This is a genomic window from Pseudomonas weihenstephanensis (assembly GCF_016812185.1).
Lineage (GTDB): Bacteria > Pseudomonadota > Gammaproteobacteria > Pseudomonadales > Pseudomonadaceae > Aquipseudomonas > Aquipseudomonas weihenstephanensis.
On sequence record NZ_JAAEBV010000005.1, the window covers coordinates 217,146 to 233,300 of the forward strand.

A 16,155-nucleotide genomic window follows, 5' to 3' on the forward strand; every position below is an offset into this window, starting at 1 on the left:
GAGTTTAGTCGACACTAGCTAGCAATTCCCGCTCGAGCTTTCCGCAGCTCAATCTCATTCGATAAAGACTCGCTGAAGGATATTTTTTAGCCAGTAAGTGACGAACACACTCTTCAGTAATACTTGTCGCCCGCACCCCTAGGGTTACCGACTCCAATTCATCAGGATAGAAGAGGAAATCGCTAAACTGCGCCCCTACTTCATCTCTTCGCCACGTGATAACTCGCCACTCACGCTCATATTCCCAAGACTGGTCTTTGGTATAAAAAATTGAGTTAAGCGTACGCTTTCTCAATTCGGCGGTGTTTCCATACAATAAAAAATCAAGACCTGTCCCTACAACGGGAGGTTCAGTTGAATAAGAGACACGCGTGGCGGCAAGAAGAGGTGTTGAGCATTCGATGATGTGTCGAAAGCCTAAAACACATCCGGTGTGACTCTCAGCATAATTCCCCCACATTGCATTGTTGTCATTATCAGAAGTAACACATAAAACCCTAGCAGTGCTAAGTCCAAGATTCTCGACGCAATCCCGAAGCGACATCTCAATTCTTTGATCAGCGTCAGCAACCTCACCAGCCAAACCTTTCAGTACGTCTTCTCGCTTGATGCAGCCCTCAGAGGCCATCTGTTTAACAGAATTCAATAGTAAACGTGTTTGGTGCGTTAGCCGGGCCTCATCGATCTCTACACCATCAAAGGCCGTAGAAACAATTGAATCAGTTAGCAATTGATAAGAGTCAGCCACGCGCGGATGAAATCGCGGCATTCGCTGGAATTCAGCGATGTCATTGAAAAGCAGCGGACTGGACCAACGTAGCTTGGAGCTCTCTAAGACTAAGCAGGCAGTAGAGGATGGCGCGTATTTATAAAAAACTGGGGGGAGCTTCATGATCGGTATCCGTTTCTGAGGAATCTCTAAAAGCACCCATGAGGCGATTCACCATGAGCTTATGCCACCGGTCGCAATAGTACTGTCGGTAAGCGAGCCAGGCGAGGTGTCGGGGAGTGCGTAAATCTACTGGAGCAACTCGATTCAATGGGCGCCTGACGATTGCGGAGAGTGACTGCAATGATTTTTTTCTAACTGACACGGACCAAATGAGCCGAATCGGACCGACTGGGCTCAATCAATTCAACCTAAGCGTGCGCGCGATCAGCGCGGTTAGCCACTGACGCCTACCGGAACATAAGAAAAAAAGTGACCACATAGCAGGAACGATTGAAGTTACGTGCGATACCCGTTTCGCGAAGCAACGCTAGCAAAGCTGGAGCCTGTACGTTCGAGTCGGTGAGCGCTTGTTTGGACTTGGCACTGATGAGAGGTACCAGGCTCGTGCAGCTGGTCTGGAGCACTGAATGAACAAGTAACCCGCCTGAAGGCCGATCAGGCGCAGCGCTTTCGAAAGCGACACCAACGCAGACCTGGACATCCGCCCAACCTCGATCTAATCGGCCTAACCCCCTTCACTCTCAGCCGAGCTTATCGTAAGCGCAAAGGGGTCATCTCCAGCTACAGCTCTAAGAAACTCTAGAACCGTAAGCCGCGCCAAGGCAAACTCTCCTTTAGCTTGACCGCCGACCAAAGAACGGCAAGCGGCCATCGTCGCAAGATAGAAAATGAATGGGCCATGATTTAGAAAAACGTGCACCCGAGATTGCTTCCATTTATCCAGCATCGTCCCTCGCATGAACCATTCCATCCGATAAAAGTCGCGCCCCCCGATTTCTATGCGGTTGGCCTCACTAAAGTTGAGGCACGACGAAAAATTGAATGAAAGGGCCGATGTTCTACCCATATTAAGAAGCCAGAACATTCGATTTTCTTTAGTGTAGAAAACCTCTCGGGCTATCCGCTCCTCTTCCGATATAGGAGAGTGTTGCAGCTCCAAGACAACCCCTTCCCCACCGGACTGCGGGCATAAAACGTCAGCTCTATGGATTTCTTGACTCTCTGGATCTCGCATGAACACTTCACAAAAGCGGGGATTGAAGAAACTTTTCCATCCCAAATGCCATTCGCCTTCGGGCTCACTCCACGGATCGCAGTCGCCACAGTTATGACGCCAATGTGCAACCTTGAATTGCGGCATCACGGCCCTAAGCGTGCTACCGCAACCGACGCAAATCGTCTGCTCTCCCTTTACCTTGGGGGGCCGCTTTTCCCCTTCTATCATCGCTGAAATCATTCCGCGCTCCATGATGGCAAGTAGCAACCATGCTATGCCTCCTTAGATGGCATCTCAACGTGCTCTTTTCTGATATCCAGATCCAGGCTTACTTTGGCTATCCGGGCTTTCGGTTTGATAAGTAACACCTACAGCGCAACAGAATCAGTAACCCGCCCTAACTGGTAGAGGCACCTATCATGTTCATCCGTGCATACCTCCGAGCATCAACCGAAGAGCAGGACGCAAACTGCGCCCGAGCATCGCTCTAGCAGTTCGCCACCGACCATAACAAGGTCATAGCAAGCGTGTACCTAGAGAACACCAGCGGCGCCACGGCAGACAGGTCTGAGCTGCTCCGCCCGCTCAGGGATGCGCACAAGAGCGACGTGTTGCTGGTGGAGTAGATAGCCCCCCTCTCACGCCTTTATGTGTTGGACTGACAGAAGCTCAAGGCTGCGATTGATTCCAAGCGGCCGCGTATCGTCGCACTCGACCTGCCGACGAGCCACTAGGGAAAGCAGGACACCACTGGTGACGAGTTCACCGGGCGGATGCTTGGGGCAATTAATTCGATGTTGGTGGAGATGATGGCAGCCATTGCACGCAAGGGTTACGAACAACGTCGCGAGCGTCAGGGTCAGGGCATCGAGAAAGCTAAGGCAACTGGCAAGTGCCAAGACCGTCCAGAGGACGAGGGCTTGCGCAAGCGGGTTAAGGGGCTACTGGAATTAGGACTTGGTATTCGCGCGACCGCTAGACACGCCAATTGCTCCACTACTACTGTCTTGCCCATTCTAGATACCCGTACTTAATCGCGCTTGGCGCGGTCAGCCAGGCGGATACCACATACCCTGTCGATTTCCGCCTTGATCTTCACCCTCGTATCGAAACCATCAGTAACTAAATGCGCGACCTCCAACATCACCCAAGCGGCCCATTTACTAACAGTGGTGACGTGACCAACCATTACATGGTTGTGCATAGCGTCATGCACCGCCCCGCAACGCAAATCGTAAAGGCGGCCGATTTCCGACTCCAGCCGATCCCAATTTTTGGTGTCAGAAAAGCTGTAACGTCCATAGGTAAGTAATGCAGTCAGTCCCCGCTTGATTTTTTTGGTGGTGTCCTCTTTACCAATGGAAAAAATGCATTCGATGCTGCTCCAGAACTTCACCAGTTGCATTTCAGGAGAGGTGTCCGTTTGGGCATCGAAAAACCAATAAATACCACGTCGAACAGCCAGCTCCGCATCCGTCTCCTTTCCATCCTGAACTATCCGCACCAAATCCTGGTACCAAGAACAGCTCGGCAACCCACTTTTATGCCTCTCATCAAATGTGAGCCTATCAAAGCCCATCACATTCGTTGTTGTGCGGAGCACCTTCGATACCGCGGGATAGGAGAACCAGCTAACTGCACCAGGTCTGAAGCGGCCGTCCATGCTCGGGACCAGCCTCACCGCAGCGCCACCATTCTCCAAAACGGTAGTAAACGAAACTGCCAGCAGCCCGCATGCGATTTTTACGTCGTCGAAAAAGCGGCGCTCTGCGTATTCAAGGCTACCTGTGACCTCAGCCGTTACCCACAACCCCTGCTGCATCTGCTCCCACGTGCTGTTTACCAAGTCGTCATTTGCAACGCAGCTTTTTAGTACTTCGAGGTCCGGCTTTTGTATGGATACATAGCCAATACTGAACTCATCAACACCGTCGAATTCGAGCCCAGCTAGGGAGGTATAGAACCTATGTATGTTGATTGACTCTTTGGCGATTGCCTCCACAGTCGCAAAATAAGACATGATTTCTCTCGATGGAGCATCCTGCTCATACAACCGCCCGAGGGCTTCCTTGCAAGCCACGCAGATATCCTGGGCCTCAAGCTTAGATCTACTTGGCAGAAACTCCTCCGCCATATCACTGAGCCTTAAAAAGCTTTCCAAGCCTTGATCTGATAAATACAACGAATGCCCGCCAGGGGTCCGGATCTCCCTTCGTAAGCTCTCTAGAAAGTCGAGCGTTTTATGCGCCTGTATCTTGGGCATCAATGCCGTTTGCTTGAGGAGCACGGAGAGATCTAATTCGGAGGTTCTGCGTTTTTTTGCTGGCATATCCATAACGACATCCTTATCTGTAAAGTTTCTGAAGGCCACCATTCTGCTCTACTAACGCAGTAGACTTTACGGTCCAGGGACCTCACACGCTACGAGACACCCCCTAAAGGCCTTACTTAGAATCGACGCTGTAGCCAAGCTTTTTAACGACTTGGCGCTTTCGAACCAATAAAAAACCCCGTCCAAGTTTCCTCAGACAGGGTTTTTTGGTGCCTACTGCTGCCATCCTGCTGTCACAGCCCAATGCTGAGAACAACCGATCTGCCTAAGAGGCCTTAATTATATGGTGTCCCAGGCGGGGTTCGAACCTGCAACCTTCCCCTTAGGAGGGGGATGCTCTATCCAATTGAGCTACTGAGACAATTCACGCGCACCACGCAAGGCGTGGCGTGCAGGACGGCGAGCATGGTAACGGCGATGCAGGGTTTTGTCATGTCGTCCGTTGGCTTTTTGGCTGTAAGTACTTACTAGTACGATGCCTCAATGAAGGAGATTGCGCCCATTGCGACAGATGGCCTTGCAACGCCGACCTCAGCCCCCCCGGTGCGCATCAGCCGCTACACGACCCTTCAACGACCTCTAGCATCGTGCATATTGCATGACCCGCAAATCATGTCCTTGCAATTTGCAACTCCAGGTCGTTTAAAATCATCAGCAAATGACTGATTTAAAAGGGTTTTATAGGTATCCTGCGTTGGCACGAAGGCTGCAATGACAAGTGTATTAAGTCCATGCCCTCAGAGATGACCGCCATGAACAGCACTTTGATCCTGTTAAATGCACTCGCGCTGGCCATTTTGGTCATTTTCCAGTTCCAACCCGACCAGGCGTCAGTTGAATCGGGCGTGAACCTGGCTGACACCTATAAACCGCTCAAACCGTTACCACAGCTGGCAGTGATGACTCAGGGCAAGAGTGGCGCATCGCGCCTGACCTCTGACAGCGCAGCGCAACAGCAAACGGTTCAAAGCGAGCACTGGGTATTTTGAAGAGAGCTTTTTAGAATCATGTCCAAATTCGCATTCGGCTTTCTAATGCTGGCACTGTCCAGTCTGGCCCTGGATATTTTTATGCCATACGGTGATCTGGGTGATCTGCCTTTGATTGCTGCCGGAACGTTCTTTATCGCTTGGCTGATTGCCCTGCTGGTCGGTCGCCGAATCAAGTTTGACCCGCTGTTACGCTGACGCAGAATACGCGAGGGCGTTATCGATCAAGCTCAACAAGCCTTGCACCCCCACGGACAACGCTGCTGAGTTGTCCAACACATGGACCTGTTCGGTGCTCAATGTCGCCAGAGAATCCAGAAACAATTCATTGCGTTTAAGTCGCGCACTGATCTCAGACGGCGTTTCCCTGCCGCGCTTGAGCAAGCGCCCTTGCAACACCTCGCTATCAACCCGTAAGACAATGGCCAGCAAATCCGGATAACGCGCCCGCGCCTGCTGTAAATAGCCGCGCGAGCCATTGACCAGCGCATGCCGCCCGCTATCGAGGCATTCATCAAGCTGCACAGGAATGCCGTACTCAAGGCCATTGGCCTGCCAGTGCAGGGCAAAAGCGCCTTGCTGCTTGAGCGACTCGAACGCCTCTGGCGAAACGCCCACCGCCTCCTCCCCAACGGATTCAGCCGAACGGGTTATTACACGCCGCATCACGTCACAACCGCGCTCTGCCAAATACGGGCGCGCGGCGTTGATCAGGCTGTCTTTACCCGACCCCGACGGCCCCATCAAATAGATCAATGTGCCTGACATGAATGGATCCTCTCGGTACTGAGCTATTGCCACGCAATGCGCTGGATTGTGCTGTGTGCAGATGCGGGCCTGAATCGGGCTTTCAAGGTATAAAAGCGCTGAAAACAGCTTATATGATGTGTTTCAGATGAACGGGTGGGCAAAGTGCTATCAAACCCAATGCTCATTTCTGATAATCGTTGCTGGCAAAAAGCCTGCATCCGGTTCAATATTTGTCACAGAATTGACGCCAGGGAAGTGGCTAATTTGAGGCATGATCCCTGCCTCTTAGCAATTCAGGTTGAACATTTGGCTTTAAGGACGGTCTTAAAAACATCCTGCGGCCAATTCCGAGAACCGCTCCCCTGAACTAACCGGTTAACTATATGCGCCCATTGAAACAGGCAATTTATTCCAGCCGCACGGCTGACAAGTTCGTAGTGCGCCTGCCAGACGGAATGCGCGAACGCATTGCCGAGGTGGCCCGCAACCATCACCGCAGCATGAACTCAGAAATCATTGCCCGCCTGGAACAAAGCCTTATCCAGGAAGGCGCATTGGGCGACGAGCCTGCGCTGCGCCTGGACAGCCCCGAGCTGTCCATGCATGAACGCGAGCTGTTGCAACGCTTCCGCCAGCTGTCTCATCGCCAGCAAAACGCTTTGGTTTCATTGATTGCACACGATGTTGAAATGGCATCCGACGCTTCTTGAGTTAAAACCAGCGCCCAAAAAAGCCAGCCTTGTGCTGGTTTTTTTTGTGGGCGCTCTGCCCGCCTCAAGACGCATCACAAGCAAAAACGGCTTGATCAGACAGTGCCAGATCAAGCCGTTAAGGGTCAGAGCAGGAAGATCGTGGCCAGCCCCAAGAAGATGAAGAATCCGCCACTGTCGGTCATGGCGGTAATCATCACGCTGGCCCCCATCGCCGGGTCGCGACCCAAGCGGGCCAGGGTCATGGGGATCAACACGCCCATCAGGGCAGCCAATAGCAGGTTAAGCGTCATCGCGGCGGTCATGACCACACCCAGCGACCAACTGCCGTACAGCAAATACGCCACTACGCCAATCACCCCACCCCACACCAGGCCGTTGATCAAGCCAACTGCCAGCTCCTTGCGCATCAACCGCGAGGTACTGCCCGTGTTGACCTGGTCCAGCGCCATCGCCCGCACAATCATGGTGATGGTCTGGTTGCCAGAGTTGCCGCCGATGCCGGCCACAATTGGCATCAAGGCCGCGAGCGCTACCAGCTTTTCAATCGAGCCTTCAAACAAACCGATTACCCGCGACGCGATAAATGCCGTCACCAAGTTAACGGCCAGCCAGGCCCAACGGTTGCGCAAGGACTTCCAGACCGAAGCAAAAATATCTTCTTCTTCGCGCAGACCCGCCATGTTAAGGACTTCGGTCTCGCTTTCTTCACGGATCAAATCAACCATTTCGTCAATGGTCAGACGGCCGATGAGCTTGCCGTTTTTGTCGACCACCGGGGCCGAAATCAGGTCATAACGCTCAAATGCCTGAGCCGCATCGTAAGCGTCTTCATCCGGGTGAAAACTCACCGGATCATTGGCCATGACTTCCGACACTTGTTTTTCAGGGTCGTTGACCAGCAAACGCTTGATCGGCAACACGCCTTTCAACGCGCCGTCATAATCGACCACGAACAATTTGTCGGTATGGCCCGGCAGCTCTTTGAGACGGCGCAGATAACGCAGGACGACTTCAAGGCTGACATCCTCACGAATGGTCACCATCTCGAAATCCATCAAGGCACCGACTTGATCCTCGTTATAGGACAGCGCGGAGCGCACACGCTCACGCTGCTGGCCATCGAGGGTTTCCATCAGCTCATGGACGACGTCTCGCGGCAGCTCGGGGGCCAAGTCAGCGAGTTCATCGGCATCCATCTCCTTGGCCGCTGCCAGGAGCTCGTGATCGTCCATGTCGGCGATCAGGGTTTCACGTACAGAGTCGGAGACTTCTAGCAGGATGTCGCCATCGCGATCAGCCTTGACCAACTGCCAGACCGTCAGACGGTCATCGAGGGGTAACGCTTCAAGGATGTAGGCAACGTCTGCGGAGTGCAGGTCCTCAAGCTTGCGCTGGAGTTCTACAAGGTTTTGCCGATGGACCAGGTTCTCGACCCGATCATGGTGATGGCCTTCCTGACGATGTGTCAGGTCTTCGACCACATGCTGGCGATTCAGCAGCTCAATTACTTGAGCCAGGCGGCTTTGCAGGCTTTCTTGTGTTTTTTTTACTTCAACTTCGGTCATAGGCGAACTCCACTCCCAGCAGCAGGGCACGCCGGAAGGATCAATCAGTCAATTCATGATTGGTAAAACGGGATGCTGAGTTACTACTGGGTAAGTCCATGGAGGTATTCCACAAGCCCCGGCGGGGCTGACGGGCGCAATCATACACGGCTTAAAACATTAATGACGCTAAAAATCTCGGGGATAACAAATGCTTGCGCAGCATCACCGAACTTTGTTCACGCGATGACTCTGCGACGCCAGATGATCGGCCCGGAGCACAGTCTTTGTGTAAAAAAATTAACGCGGCGACACGGCCTGTCGTGACGATTGCCGAGGGTTGAGTTTTTTGCGAGGACTGAAATGATCGCAACCTGCGCCAGGTTCTGCATAACACCTGACATAGACCATTTGCACGCCAGTAAATTCCAGCGTGGCGCAGTGAAGCGGCGACAAGTCTGGCGCATGACAATAACGCACTGCGTGTCGGCGCAACGCCACTCAAATCACAGACAGCAAAAAGCCCGCTTTAAAGGCGGGCTTCTTGGTGTTTGGTGCACTCGACAGGATTCGAACCTGTGACCGCTCGGTTCGTAGCCGAGTACTCTATCCAGCTGAGCTACGAGTGCAAGTTGTGTTTGTTAAACCAGACCACCCTGGTTGAAGCCAAGTTAACTGCCGAAGCAACTAACTCTTAAATGGTGCACTCGACAGGATTCGAACCTGTGACCGCTCGGTTCGTAGCCGAGTACTCTATCCAGCTGAGCTACGAGTGCAAGTGTGTTTGTTAAACCAGACCACCCTGGTTGAAGCCAAGTTAACTACCGGAGCAACTAACTCTTAAATGGTGCACTCGACAGGATTCGAACCTGTGACCGCTCGGTTCGTAGCCGAGTACTCTATCCAGCTGAGCTACGAGTGCATTTGAAGCTGCGTATTATAGACCGTTGAATCTCTCTGCCAAGTGTTTTTTTCAATAAATTCAATAACTTACTGAACTGGCTAGATTCGAACGTGCTACATGAATAATGGCGGAGAAGGGGGGATTCGAACCCCCGACACCCTTTTGAGATGTACTCCCTTAGCAGGGGAGCGCCTTCGGCCACTCGGCCACCTCTCCGCAACACGGGGCGTATAATAACCAGCCTTTTCCCCGTATGCAACCAAAAACTTAAATAAAATTAAAGACTTGGTTCTTCGTCCTTTTCTTTCTTGATCCGAAGGTAGATTTCCTCCCGGTGCACGGCCACTTCCTTGGGGGCGTTAACACCGATTCGCACTTGGTTTCCTTTGACGCCGAGCACGGTCACAGTAATTTCACCATCGCCTATGATCAGGCTTTCTGCGCAACGGCGAGTCAGAATCAGCATACGTTTCTCCTCACGCTATTCATTCAGGGACAACAGTCTGCAAAAAAAAAGGGCTTCGGCCTACTAGCTAAACAGCTATAGCCCGACGCTCCTTAAGTATTGACCAACATGACGAAACAAGAGGCCTTCGTTCACATTCATCAAAAAAACAAAGGGCGCGGTTCAACCGCGCCCTCCGGGTAATGCGTCACTCACCCTGTCGGGCAGGTGCATCCAATTCAAACGCCGTGTGCAGCGAGCGCACAGCCAACTCCAGGTACTTCTCTTCGATCACCACCGAGACTTTGATCTCAGAGGTCGAGATCATCAGGATGTTGATGTTCTCTTTGGCCAACGATTCAAACATACGACTGGCCACACCGGCGTGAGAGCGCATGCCCACACCCACGATAGACACCTTGGCAATCTTGGTATCGCCGACCACTTCACGTGCGCCGATCTCGCGCGCCGTGTTCTCCAGCACCGTTTGGGCTGCACTGTAATCGTTACGGTGCACGGTGAAGGTGAAATCGGTGGTGTTATCGTGCGCCACGTTTTGCACGATCATATCGACTTCGATGTTGGCCGCACTGATCGGCCCTAAAATCTTGAACGCCACGCCCGGGGTGTCTGGCACGCCACGGATGGTCAGCTTGGCTTCGTCGCGATTGAACGCGATACCAGAAATGATCGGCTGTTCCATGGATTCCTCTTCATCAATAGTAATGAGGGTGCCTGGACCCTCCTTGAAGCTGTGCAAGACGCGCAGCGGGACGTTGTACTTGCCAGCGAACTCAACCGCACGGATCTGCAACACCTTGGAACCCAGGCTGGCCATTTCCAGCATTTCTTCAAAGGTGATCTTTTCCAGTCGCTGAGCCTGCGCCACAACCCGAGGGTCGGTGGTGTAGACGCCATCGACGTCGGTGTAGATCTGGCACTCATCCGCCTTCAATGCAGCCGCCAAGGCCACACCCGTCGTGTCAGAGCCGCCACGGCCCAACGTCGTAATGTTGCCCTGCTCGTCTACGCCCTGAAAACCTGCAACCACAACCACACGTCCAGCCTTGAGGTCTGTACGAATCTTCTGATCGTCAATTTTCAGGATGCGGGCTTTAGTGTGCGAACTGTCTGTGAGAATACGCACCTGACTGCCGGTATAGGACACCGCCGGGACGCCGCGCTTGTTCAGCGCCATCGCCAGCAGGCCAATCGTCACCTGCTCGCCGGTGGAGACAATCACATCCAGTTCACGCGGCAACGGCTGATCGCTGATCTGTTTGGCCAGCTCGATCAGACGATTGGTTTCGCCGCTCATCGCCGACAACACAATCACCAGGTCATGCCCGGCTTCACGGAACTTCTTAACTTTATCGGCGACCTGCTCGATTCGTTCGACAGTGCCGACCGAGGTGCCTCCGAATTTCTGTACGATCAAAGCCATTTCAAAGCAGCCTCAGCCCCTAAAGGGCGCCCATTTATCATTCAAACCACGCGCTGCCACTAGACGACAGCGCGCTCTGGACCTCAGATACCCTGCTCGACAAATGGCACAGTCAGGGCCAGCGCGGCGTCCAGGGCTGCGGCATCCACACCGCCACCTTGCGCCATGTCCGGGCGACCACCGCCCTTCCCGCCCACTGCCGCAGCAGCCTGCTTCATCAAATCACCGGCTTTGAGTTGGCCAGTCAGGTCTTTGGTTACGCCTGCAACCAGTACAACCTTGTCTTCATAAACCCCACCCAGCAGGATCACTGCACGGCCGAGCTTGTTCTTCAGCTGATCTACCAGCGCCAATAGCGCCTTGCCATCTTGACCGTCCAGGCGAGCGGTCAAGACGTTCACGCCTTTGATGTCCACGGCCGACGACGACAGATCGTCACCGGCAGCGCTTGCGGCCTTGGCCTGCAATTGTTCCAGTTGTTTTTCCAACTGACGGTTACGCTCCAGCACAGCCGACAGTTTGTCGACCAGGTTTTCGCGTGAGCCCTTGATCAGGCTTGCTGCTTCCTTGAGCTGCTCTTCAGCAGCATTCAAGTAAGCCAGTGCGGCAGCGCCCGTCACCGCTTCAATACGACGAATACCCGACGCCACACCGCTTTCGCTGGTGATTTTCATCAGGCCGATGTCGCCGGTGCGCTTGGCATGAATACCGCCGCACAGCTCCACCGAGAAATCACCACCCATGCTCAATACGCGCACGTTATCGCCGTACTTCTCGCCAAACAGCGCCATCGCGCCTTTTTGCTTGGCGGTTTCGATATCGGTCTCTTCGGTTTCAACCGGGGTGTTCTTGCGAATCTCGGCGTTGACGATGTCTTCCAGCGCCTTGATTTGCTCAGGCTTGATCGCTTCGAAGTGACTGAAGTCAAAACGCATGCGCTGACTGTCAACCAACGAACCTTTCTGCTGTACGTGTTCGCCCAGCACGTTACGCAACGCGGCATGCAACAAGTGCGTCGCCGAGTGATTCAGCGCGGTTGCGTGACGTACATCGGCATCTACCTGGGTATCAACGCTCTCGCCCACTTTCAGGCTGCCTGTCGCTACCACGCCGTGGTGCAAGAACGCGCCGCCGGTCTTGGTGGTGTCGCGCACATCAAAGCGTGCAGCACCTGCTTGCAGGTACCCGCAGTCGCCCACCTGGCCGCCTGATTCTGCGTAAAAAGGTGTTTGATCAAGAATGACCACACCTTCGTCGCCTTCATTCAGGAACTCAACCGATTTGCCTTCTTTATAGAGCGCAATGATCTTGGCTGACGCCTGCGTGGCGTTATAACCGATGAACTCGGTGGGCACGTCAACTTTGACCAGCGTGTTGTAGTCCAGGCCAAACGAGCTGGCCGAACGCGCACGTACGCGCTGGGCTTCCATTTCGCGCTCGAAGCCAGCTTCGTCCACGGTCAAGTTACGCTCCCGGGCGATGTCGGCAGTCAGGTCCATCGGAAAGCCGTAAGTGTCGTAGAGTTTGAACACCACGTCACCCGGCACCACGGTGCCCTTCAGATCAGCCAGGTCCTGTTCGAGGATCTTGAGGCCCTGCTCCAGCGTCTTGGAAAACTGCTCTTCTTCAGCCTTGAGCACGCGCTCAATGTTGGCTTGCTCGCGCACCAGCTCCGGGAAGCCTTCGCCCATTTCAGCCACCAGTGCCGCAACGATCTTGTAAAAGAAGTTGCCGGTTGCACCCAGCTTGTTGCCGTGACGGCACGCGCGACGAATGATGCGGCGCAGTACATAACCGCGACCTTCGTTGGACGGCAATACGCCATCAGCGATCAAAAAGCTGCACGAGCGGATGTGGTCAGCCACGACCTTGAGCGACGCCTGGCCTTCGTTGGCGCAGCCTATGGCCTCGGCCGCCGCTTTCAACAGGCTCTGGAACAAGTCGATGTCGTAGTTGGAGTTAACGTGTTGCATCACCGCACTGATCCGCTCCAGGCCCATGCCGGTGTCGACCGACGGCGCTGGCAACGGATGCAACACGCCATCGGCGGTGCGGTTGAACTGCATGAATACGTTGTTCCAGATTTCGATGTAACGGTCGCCGTCTTCATCCGGCGAGCCCGGCGGGCCACCCCAGATATCCGGGCCGTGATCGTAGAAAATCTCGGTGCACGGGCCACACGGGCCGGTATCGCCCATGGTCCAGAAGTTGTCCGAAGCGTACGGCGCACCTTTGTTGTCGCCAATGCGGATCATGCGCTCAGCGGGAACGCCGACGTCTTGGGTCCAGATGTCATAGGCTTCATCATCGCTGGCGTAAACAGTCACCCAAAGTTTGTCTTTAGGCAGCTTGAGTACGCCCGTGAGGAAGGTCCAGGCGAAATTGATCGCGTCTTTCTTGAAGTAATCGCCAAAGCTGAAGTTGCCGAGCATTTCAAAGAAGGTGTGGTGACGTGCGGTGTAACCGACGTTTTCCAGGTCGCTGTTCTTGCCGCCGGCACGCACGCACTTCTGGCTGCTGGTTGCACGGGTATAGGCACGTTTTTCCTGACCCAGAAAGCAGTCCTTGAACTGATTCATCCCCGCGTTAGTGAACAGCAGGGTCGGGTCGTTATTCGGCACCAAGGAGCTGGAAGGGACACGGGTGTGACCTTGCTCCTCGAAGAAGCGAAGGAAGGCTTCACGGATTTCTGCGCTTTTCATAGGTTCTTCCACGGAGGCTGAGGCCAGAGGCAAGTCAATCATGTCGCTCGACAGTGCGACTCGCAAAGGGCCGCATTATATCGGCCCAGCGCCTTGGGTACAGCGTGTTTATACGATAGGCACATGCAATTGGACGGCTTACGCGCTCATTGGCGGTTAAATTCATTAAAAACCGTGACCACCTGCTCAATCTGACTGCGGCTGACATCCATGTGCGTCACCATTCGCAAGCGCGGGGCAGCACTCAACGAGATCCCGCGCTCAGCGGCAAAGGCCTTGAGCGCCTCTGCACGATCACCCAATTGTGCGTACACCATGTTCGTCTGCACAGGCTCGACCTCATAACCACACGCGCACAAGCCTTCAGCCAGATACGCGGCGTTCGCGTGGTCGTCTGCCAGGCGCTGGACCTGATGATCCAGCGCATATAACCCGGCGGCAGCTAACTGACCCGCCTGACGCATCCCGCCGCCGACCATTTTGCGCAAGCGCCGGGCCTTGGCGATCAGGTCCGCCGTGCCGCACAGCACCGACCCCACCGGGGCGCCCAGCCCTTTGGACAAACACACCGAAACCGAGTCGAAGTGACGGGTAATATCACCTGCGTCCACACCCAGCTTGACGGCCGCGTTGTACAGCCGCGCGCCATCCAGGTGCAACGCCAGGCCATTCTCGCGGGTCAAACGACTGGCCGCCGCCACATACGCCAGCGGCAACACCTTGCCCTGCATGGTGTTTTCCAGTGCCAGCAACCGCGTGCGGGCGAAATGAAAGTCGTCAGGCTTGATCGCGCAAGCCACCTGATTCAGGTCCAGCGAACCATCTGCCTGCACTTCCAGCGGTTGCGGCTGGATCGACCCCAGCACGGCAGCCCCGCCGCCTTCATATTTGTAGGTGTGCGCTTGCTGACCCACGATGTATTCATCGCCTCGCCCGCAATGCGCCATCAGCGCCAGCAAATTACTCATCGTACCGCTGGGCACAAACAGCGCCCCGGCAAACCCCAGACGCTGGGCCATTTCGGCCTCAAGCTTGTTGACCGTTGGATCTTCGCCATACACATCATCGCCCAGGCGCGCGGCAGCCATGGCCTCGCGCATACCAGTGCTGGGTTGGGTCACGGTGTCGCTACGAAGATCGATAACAGTCATTGCAAGCCTCGGCCATGTGAGATGAGCATCAGATGCTAATCGGGGAAATCCCTGTCGAACACGATTACTGCGGGTTCAGCCGGCATTAATCAAGCGATTGCGTCACAAATAACCGATAAAACCATCTGAATGGTTGATAGCTATTGGCCAAAAGCAGCCATGCATCCTTCAAACAGATGTGGTACAAAATGCCCGCCGCCAGAAAGGCTGGTGGCAACGTTCTCAGGGCGGGGTGCAATTCCCCACCGGCGGTAATTGCGCGCAATGCGCATAGCCCGCGAGCGCTTGGCAGGTTCGAAGGCTTCGGCAGACGACTTGGCAAGGTCAGCAGACCCGGTGTGATCCCGGGGCCGACGGTCATAGTCCGGATGAAGAGAGAACGGGATTGGCGCCAAAGGGCCGTCAATCAGACGGGGGGTGTCGATGCGCTTGCGCACGCACCACCTGTCTGAACGCACCCTTAAATCCCATTCGATTCATATGCCCTGTTTTTCACACAAACAGGAGTCAGAACATGCAACCCACCGCAATCGACAGCAAAAGCAAAAATCACCACAACGAGCGCGTCGCATTTATCCAGGCCGCCTGGCACAAAGAGATTGTCGATCAGAGCCGTAAGGGCTTTTTGGCCGAAATGCTGGTGCAGGGCTATCAGGAAAGCGATATCGACTTCTTTGAAGTCGGCGGCGCGTTTGAAATCCCGCTGCACGCCAAGCTGTTGGCCAAGACGGGCCGTTATGCCGGTATCGTCGGCGCGGCACTGGTGGTGGATGGCGGTATCTACCGCCACGACTTCGTTGCCCAATCGGTGGTCAGCGGCCTGATGCAAGTTCAGCTGGAAACCGAAGTACCCGTATTCTCGGTCAGCCTGACGCCGCACCACTTCCACGCCGGTGAAGAGCACCAGAAGTTCTTCTTCGACCACTTCGTACACAAAGGCGAAGAAGCGGCAAGAACCTGCGTCGATACGCTGCATAAAATTCGTGCCATCAAGCGCATGGATTCCCAGCAAAAGCGCGCCGTGTAACACCTGACCTCTCGGCTGGCCTGGCCATCAGGTCAGTCGAGAGTCACGCGATAACTATCTAAAGCACAGCCAAGCGCTCGACGCGTTTCAATGGCCTGTAACGGGGCAAGCCCCCTTTACCCTTGAACATAACGCTTCGGAACCTGACTTATGTGCCCTCTACCTCCCTCTGCAACATCAGGCCCTACGCCTGCCCTCCATGAGT

13 protein-coding genes, 5 tRNA genes, 1 pseudogene and 1 riboswitch are annotated in these 16,155 nt (G+C 54.5%); of the genes and pseudogenes, 5 read left to right on the forward strand and 14 right to left on the reverse strand.

Going from position 1 to position 16,155, the window contains the following annotated elements; translation table 11 throughout:
• Positions 1–4: 4 nt before the first annotated feature.
• Complete coding sequence (locus GYN01_RS17100; RefSeq protein WP_203307511.1) at positions 5–892, reverse strand: DUF2971 domain-containing protein; 888 nt, start codon at positions 890–892, stop codon at positions 5–7.
• Between the two features lie 565 nt (positions 893–1,457).
• Positions 1,458–2,216, reverse strand: a complete 759-nt coding sequence (locus tag GYN01_RS17105; RefSeq protein WP_203307512.1) for a competence protein CoiA — start codon at positions 2,214–2,216, stop codon at positions 1,458–1,460.
• Positions 2,217–2,368: 152 nt separating this feature from the next.
• On the opposite strand from GYN01_RS17105, the pseudogene GYN01_RS22360 reads away from it, so the two are divergent.
• Positions 2,369–2,983 (forward strand): annotated as a pseudogene (locus GYN01_RS22360) (recombinase family protein).
• On the opposite strand, the gene GYN01_RS22365 reads toward GYN01_RS22360, so the two are convergent.
• Positions 2,980–4,284 carry a HEPN domain-containing protein gene (locus GYN01_RS22365; RefSeq protein WP_238936301.1) on the reverse strand — a complete coding sequence of 435 codons (1,305 nt, stop codon included), beginning with the start codon at positions 4,282–4,284 and terminating at the stop codon, positions 2,980–2,982. The pseudogene GYN01_RS22360 and the gene GYN01_RS22365 sit on opposite strands and share 4 nt — an antisense overlap.
• Positions 4,285–4,565: 281 nt before the next feature.
• A tRNA-Arg gene (locus GYN01_RS17115) sits at positions 4,566–4,642 on the reverse strand.
• A 391-nt stretch (positions 4,643–5,033) separates the two neighbouring features.
• On the opposite strand from GYN01_RS17115, the gene GYN01_RS17120 reads away from it, so the two are divergent.
• Both GYN01_RS17120 and GYN01_RS17125 read left to right on the forward strand, forming a co-directional pair.
• Entirely contained in the window at positions 5,034–5,270 is a 237-nt protein-coding gene (locus tag GYN01_RS17120) for a hypothetical protein (RefSeq protein WP_048400325.1), read from the forward strand.
• Between the two features lie 18 nt (positions 5,271–5,288).
• Positions 5,289–5,468 carry a PA3371 family protein gene (locus tag GYN01_RS17125; RefSeq protein WP_048363492.1) on the forward strand — a complete coding sequence of 60 codons (180 nt, stop codon included), beginning with the start codon at positions 5,289–5,291 and terminating at the stop codon, positions 5,466–5,468.
• Here GYN01_RS17125 and phnN read toward each other — a convergent pair.
• Positions 5,460–6,038 carry a phosphonate metabolism protein/1,5-bisphosphokinase (PRPP-forming) PhnN gene (gene phnN, locus GYN01_RS17130; protein WP_203307513.1) on the reverse strand — a complete coding sequence of 193 codons (579 nt, stop codon included), beginning with the start codon at positions 6,036–6,038 and terminating at the stop codon, positions 5,460–5,462. The genes GYN01_RS17125 and phnN overlap by 9 nt on opposite strands.
• A gap of 365 nt (positions 6,039–6,403) precedes the next feature.
• On the opposite strand from phnN, the gene GYN01_RS17135 reads away from it, so the two are divergent.
• On the forward strand, positions 6,404–6,730 hold the full coding sequence (locus GYN01_RS17135; protein ID WP_047276944.1) for an Arc family DNA-binding protein: 327 nt from the start codon (positions 6,404–6,406) through the stop codon (positions 6,728–6,730).
• A gap of 125 nt (positions 6,731–6,855) precedes the next feature.
• On the opposite strand, the gene mgtE is transcribed toward GYN01_RS17135, so the two are convergent.
• From mgtE to ltaE, 9 genes are all read right to left on the reverse strand, one after another.
• The gene (mgtE, locus tag GYN01_RS17140) at positions 6,856–8,298 is read right to left on the reverse strand and encodes a magnesium transporter (RefSeq protein WP_203307514.1); all 1,443 of its coding nucleotides are present in this window, start codon (positions 8,296–8,298) and stop codon (positions 6,856–6,858) included.
• 531 nt (positions 8,299–8,829) lie between these two features.
• Positions 8,830–8,906 (reverse strand) — tRNA-Arg (locus tag GYN01_RS17145).
• Positions 8,907–8,976: 70 nt separating this feature from the next.
• A tRNA-Arg gene (locus tag GYN01_RS17150) sits at positions 8,977–9,053 on the reverse strand.
• A 69-nt stretch (positions 9,054–9,122) separates the two neighbouring features.
• Positions 9,123–9,199: transfer RNA gene (locus tag GYN01_RS17155), tRNA-Arg, on the reverse strand.
• Between the two features lie 107 nt (positions 9,200–9,306).
• Positions 9,307–9,397 (reverse strand) — tRNA-Ser (locus GYN01_RS17160).
• A gap of 61 nt (positions 9,398–9,458) precedes the next feature.
• Entirely contained in the window at positions 9,459–9,647 is a 189-nt protein-coding gene (gene csrA / locus GYN01_RS17165) for a carbon storage regulator CsrA (protein WP_003175645.1), read from the reverse strand.
• A 187-nt stretch (positions 9,648–9,834) separates the two neighbouring features.
• On the reverse strand, positions 9,835–11,070 hold the full coding sequence (locus GYN01_RS17170; RefSeq protein WP_048399856.1) for an aspartate kinase: 1,236 nt from the start codon (positions 11,068–11,070) through the stop codon (positions 9,835–9,837).
• Positions 11,071–11,153: 83 nt separating this feature from the next.
• Complete coding sequence (alaS, locus tag GYN01_RS17175; RefSeq protein WP_048363487.1) at positions 11,154–13,772, reverse strand: alanine--tRNA ligase; 2,619 nt, start codon at positions 13,770–13,772, stop codon at positions 11,154–11,156.
• A gap of 146 nt (positions 13,773–13,918) precedes the next feature.
• Positions 13,919–14,923, reverse strand: coding sequence for a low-specificity L-threonine aldolase (gene ltaE, locus GYN01_RS17180; RefSeq protein ID WP_048399860.1), 1,005 nt, complete (start codon positions 14,921–14,923; stop codon positions 13,919–13,921).
• A gap of 214 nt (positions 14,924–15,137) precedes the next feature.
• Positions 15,138–15,308, forward strand: a riboswitch (FMN riboswitch).
• 129 nt (positions 15,309–15,437) lie between these two features.
• On the opposite strand from ltaE, the gene GYN01_RS17185 reads away from it, so the two are divergent.
• On the forward strand, positions 15,438–15,950 hold the full coding sequence (locus tag GYN01_RS17185) for a 6,7-dimethyl-8-ribityllumazine synthase (protein ID WP_048399862.1): 513 nt from the start codon (positions 15,438–15,440) through the stop codon (positions 15,948–15,950).
• Positions 15,951–16,155: the final 205 nt, after the last annotated feature.